The sequence below is a fragment of the Acidobacteriota bacterium genome (assembly GCA_012517875.1).
Taxonomy (GTDB): domain Bacteria; phylum Acidobacteriota; class JAAYUB01; order JAAYUB01; family JAAYUB01; genus JAAYUB01.
In genome coordinates this window covers 1-5,120 of sequence record JAAYUB010000070.1, presented here as the reverse complement: position 1 = coordinate 5,120, position 5,120 = coordinate 1, and the positions used below count along the sequence as shown (strand labels likewise).

Annotated in this window: 4 protein-coding genes; all 4 read right to left on the bottom strand. The window is 67.6% G+C overall.

Annotated elements, in window-relative coordinates:
- Nucleotides 1-273 (bottom strand): dihydrolipoamide succinyltransferase (locus GX414_07345; protein NLI46905.1); only part of this gene is annotated, 273 nt, incomplete at its 3' end.
- A gap of 32 nt (nucleotides 274-305) precedes the next feature.
- Nucleotides 306-3,098: a 2-oxoglutarate dehydrogenase E1 component gene (locus GX414_07340; protein NLI46904.1), complete on the bottom strand. Its 2,793-nt coding sequence runs from the start codon at nucleotides 3,096-3,098 to the stop codon at nucleotides 306-308.
- Nucleotides 3,099-3,248: 150 nt separating this feature from the next.
- The gene (locus GX414_07335; protein NLI46903.1) at nucleotides 3,249-4,091 is read right to left on the bottom strand and encodes a hypothetical protein; all 843 of its coding nucleotides are present in this window, start codon (nucleotides 4,089-4,091) and stop codon (nucleotides 3,249-3,251) included.
- On the bottom strand, nucleotides 4,088-5,038 hold the full coding sequence (locus GX414_07330; protein ID NLI46902.1) for an ABC transporter ATP-binding protein: 951 nt from the start codon (nucleotides 5,036-5,038) through the stop codon (nucleotides 4,088-4,090). Before GX414_07330 ends, GX414_07335 begins: the two co-directional genes overlap by 4 nt.
- Nucleotides 5,039-5,120: the final 82 nt, after the last annotated feature.

Here is a 5,120-nt window from a genome sequence, read left to right as displayed (position 1 = left end):
GGCGCGCGGCGGCGCGGCGACGCCCGCGGGCGGCGCCGCGGCGGTGTCGATCTCGGCGATGACCGCGCCGATGGGGACGGTCCGGCCCGTGGGCACGGTCACCGTCAGCCGGCCGGCCGCTTCGGCGTTGAGTTCCATAGTGGCCTTTTCCGACTCGATCTCGCAGACGGGCTCGTCGACCCGGACGTAGTCGCCGGATTCCTTGAACCAGCGGCCCACGACGGCCTCGCTCACGGATTCGCCGACGGCGGGCACCTTCACTTGGATCACCATGTTCCGCTCCCTCGATGAGATGCGTTCCGGCGCTACCGGAACGCCTGGTCCAGAAGCTCCCGCTGCTCCAGTTGGTGGATCTCGTGGAAGCCGGTGGCCGGCGAGCCGCTCTCCCGCCGGGCGACCACCTGGAGCGACGGGATCGGGTACTTGCGCCGGACGAAGCAGGCCGCGCCCATGTTTTCCGGCTCCTCCTGCACCCAGCGCCACTCGGCGCCGGCGTACTTGTCCCACAGGCGGCCCAGGGCGGCTTCGGCCACCGGGTAAAGTTGCTCCATCCGGATCAAGGCCGTGTCGTCGCGGCCGTCCGCCTCGCGGCGTTGCAGGAGATCGTAGTAAATCTTGCCCGAGCACAGCAGCGCGCGCCGGACGCGGGTCGGATCGGCGGCCGGGTCATCAAGCGCCGGTTCAAAGCGGCCGCCGGTGAAATCGTCGAGCGGACTGACGCACCGGGGGTGCCGCAGGAGGCTTTTGGGCGTGAGCACCACCAGCGGGACGCGCACGGGAAATTTCATATGCCGCCGCAGCAGATGGAACAAGCTGGCCGGCGTGGTGCAGTTGGCGACGACCATGTTGTTGTGGGCGCACAGGCCGAGGAACCGCTCCAGCCGGGCCGAGGAGTGCTCCGGGCCCTGGCCCTCGAGTCCGTGGGGGAGGAACAGCACCAGGCCGTTCAACCGGTTCCACTTGGCTTCCGCCGCGGCCAGGTACTGATCGATGATCACCTGGGCGGTGTTGGCAAAATCGCCGAACTGGGCCTCCCAGATGACCAGCGCCTGTGGCCGGGCGCCCGCATAGCCGTATTCGAAGCCGAGCACGCCGTACTCCGACAGGAGCGAATTGTAGGCTTCGAAGCGCGCTGGAGCGGCGCTGACGGCGTTCAGGGGGATATACTCCTCCTCGGTATCCTCCAGATGGAGAACGGCATGACGGTGTGAGAAGGTGCCGCGCTCCACGTCCTGGCCGCTGAGCCGGATTGGGATGCCCTCGGCGAGCAGCGTGGCGTAGGCCAGCGTTTCGCCCATGGCCCAGTCGCACCGGCGCTCCGCCACGAGGCTGTTGAGCCAGCCGTCGTAGATGCGGCGGATCTTGTCGAAGATGGCGCGTTCGGCCGGCACGGTGAAGACCTGCCGCCCCACGTCCAGCAGACGGTCGGCGGGGACGGCGGTGGCGGGCGAATCCACGAAATTGAAATCGGCGGGGCGCCGTCGCCGGTCGCAGGCCCCCATCAGGTGGCAGTGGGGGAGCTGTTCGGCGCGCGCCTCGGCGAACTGCGATTCGAGTTCGGCGCGGAACGCCTGCTCCATGGCTTCGGCTTCGCCCGCCTCGATCTCACCGCGCTTGGCCAGGCGGATCTGGTAGATCTGCCGGGGGTCGGGATGCTTGGCGATGACCTTGTACAGTTTGGGCTGGGTGAAGCGGGGCTCGTCCGACTCGTTGTGGCCGTACCGCCGGTAGCCCAGCAGATCGATGAAGACGTCGGTGTGGAACGCCTGGCGGTAGTCCAGGGCCAGCTCTGTCGCCAGCACCACCGCTTCGACGTCATCGGCGTTGACGTGGAACACGGGCGACAGCGTCACCTTGGCCACGTCGGTGCAGTAGGTGCTGGAACGGCCGTCGAGGTAGTTGGTGGTGAAGCCGAGCTGGTTGTTGGCCACCAGGTGGATGGTGCCGCCGGTGCGGTAGCCGTCCAGCAGGGACATCTGGATGACCTCGTAGACGACGCCCTGGGCGGCCACGGCGGCGTCGCCGTGGATGAGCACCGGCAGCACCCGCGCCAGGTCGCCGCCATGGTCGGCGTCGAGGCGCGCCCGGGCGATCCCCTCGACCACCGGGTTCACCGCCTCGAGGTGCGACGGGTTGTAGGCGAGCTCCACGCGGATTGCGCCGCCGTCGGGAGTGGTGACCGTCCGGGTGTAGCCGAGGTGGTACTTGACGTCGCCCACGAAGACGTCGTCGCCGTATCGCTTGCCCTCGAACTCCTCGAAGATGTCGTGGGGCGGCTTGCCCATGATGTTGGCCAGCACGTTGAGCCGGCCGCGGTGGGGCATGCCGATGACCACGTCGGCCACTCCGGCGCGCGCGCCGGCGACGATCAGCGCATCCAGTGCGGGGATGAGGGTCTCGTTGCCCGACAGCGCGAAGCGCTTCTGGCCCACGAAGCGGGCGTGGAGGAAATTCTCGAAAACCACCGCCCGGGTGAGCCGATCCAGGATGCGGCGCTTGGTCTCGGGGGAGAACCGGGGGCGATTGCGAGTGGCCTCCATCCGCTGCAGCAGCCACCGGACGCGCTCGGGGTGCCGGATGTACATGAACTCGGCGCCGATGGAGGCGCAGTACGTCTCGTCAAGATGGGCGATGATCTCGCGGAGCGGCGCCGGACCGAGACCGATCTCGGCGCCCGCCTGAAACGTCCTGTCCAGGTCGTTCGGGGTTAAATCGAAGTTGGCGATGTCGAGGGTGGGCGCGTACGAACGCCGCGTGCGCACCGGGTTGGTCCGGGTGAAGAGGTGGCCGCGGGACCGGTAGCCGTGGATGAGGTTGACCACCCGGAACTCGGCCGGATCGAAGGCGGCGGGGCGGTCGGTGGAGCGGGCCGGGGCGTCCGCCCCGGTGGATGACAGCGCGGCCTGCCGGAGCCCCAGATCGAAGCCGCTGAAGAAGTGGCGCCAGCTGGCGTCCACCCGGGCCGGATCGGCGGCCCACTGGCGGTAGAGCGCGTCCACGAACTCCGGGTGGGCGCTGAACAGAAAGGAGTAACCAGCCGGATCCCAGTCGGTGGAATCGAGGGCATCGGATCGGTTCTTGGTTGTGTCGTCGGCCATGCCCTAACCCTGCCTGCCATTCTAGGTGACCTGTTTTCAGATGTCAAACGGGGGGTACGGATGCAGCCGGTCAACGCCGGTTCTGCCGGAACCGGTCGAGCGGGTGGGTGCGAAGCCAGATGATGGAAAGCCGACCGGCGTCGCCACCGGTCAGTCGGCAGTGTAGATGATCTCCATGCGGCGGATCCGCCAGGCGGTCAGTACCAGAACGGCGAGGGCGAACGCCGCCAGTCCCGCGACTGCCAGCAGCGGCGATATCGAATCCGTAATCAGGGCGAACGGGCTGGGCGGCAGCGGCACGGGATTGAGGGCTTGCAGGTAGAAGACCACGCTGAACATCTTGAGCCAGCCGGGGAGCAGGAAGTTGATGCTCTCGAGACCGAACAGCGCCAGGGCAGGGAGCACCGGATTCCGGAACAGGGCGCCGAACAGGATGAAGACGGCACCGTACCCGAGGCACGCCAGCATCGTGACCCCGACATAGCCCGCCAGATAGTGCCAGCCGGGTCCTTGCAACAGAAATTTCTCGAGGCCGGTACGGCCCAGGGGCAGCCGCATGAGCAGGAACGAGCCGGCTGCACTGAAGCTGAAGAGCGTGGCGGTCGCCAGCAGCGCCGCCAGGAACTTGCCGGCCGCGATCACCTCCCGCCGGACCGGCGCCAGCAGGTAGTAGTGGAGGGTTTTCTCCAGCATGTCCCCCCGGAAGACGCCGGTGAACATCACCGCGCAGCCGAAGAAGACCAGGAACCGCAGAAAGAATGTCTGAAAGAAGACGGCGTACCCCTGGTCGAGCTTCACGGAGTTGGTCGGCTTGCCGATGACGATCCGCACGATCGAGACCGCCCCGATGATCAGGATGGGCAGCAGCGCCAGCAGCAGAGGCGCCACGATCCGGCGGGCCCGCCGGCATTTGCGCAGTTCAAGGCGGGTCACCGCCGCCGTCTGGCGGCGCCACAACTGCCAGGGCCAGGATGCGATTTCGGACGGGGTCATGATGCGCGGCCTCCTTCGTTGCCGATGAGGTAGTCGTAGAGAGACTGCACGTCGTCGTCGGCGGGCTGGATGCCCTCCATGGTCAGGTTTTCCTCGACAGCGATGCGGTTCATGAGCCGGTAGAAGCCGGCGGCGTCCTTCGTCCGCAGCAGCAGGCCGCGACCATCGGGATGGAGCTTGACCTCCACGGCATGGTTGAGCTCGAAGATCCGCGCCGCCAGCACGGCCGGGCGGTCGCAGCGGACCAGGATCTGCATGGGATGCTCCTCGACCTCTTCGCGGACGTCGTGGATGCCGCCTTCGGCCACCACGTAGCCGTGGTTCATCATGATGACCCGGTCGGAGAGGATGTCCACCTCATGCAGGATATGGCTGGAGACGATGACGATGCAGCCGTCCGCCGCCACCTCCTGGAAGATGGCGATGACCTCGGCCCGGGCCATGGGGTCGAGGCCGTTGAGGGGCTCGTCGAGGATCAGCACGCGGGGTTGGTGGGCGATGGCCTGGGCCAGCTTGATCCGCTGCCGCATGCCCTTGCTGTAGGCGGCGATCTTCTTGCCGGCGGCATCGGTCATGTTCACGCGGGCCAGGGCGTCCCGGGTGAGCGACTCCACCTCGGTTTCGGGCCGGCCGTGGAGCCGCAGGAAGCCGCAGATGAAATCGTAGCCTGTCAGCCCCTTGGGGAAGGCGTCGTACTGGGTGCAGTAACCCACGTGGCGGAAGACCCGCTCCGGCTGGTTCACGGGGATGCCCAGCACCTCGATCTCGCCTTCGGTGGGCCGCAGCAGGCCGGTCATGAGGTTCAGCAGGGTGGTCTTGCCGGCGCCGTTGGGGCCCACCAGGCTGGTGATGCCGGGTTCCACCGCCAGGCTCACCCGGTTCACCCCAAGCACCTCGCCGTAGAACTTCGAGACCTCGCGCAGGACGATGCGGGGGACGGCGTCCATCATCGCACCACCTCGTAGGCCCGCACGCGCCGGTAGAGCAGGAACAGAAAGCCGGCGCACTGGGCCAGGATGATCACGCCGG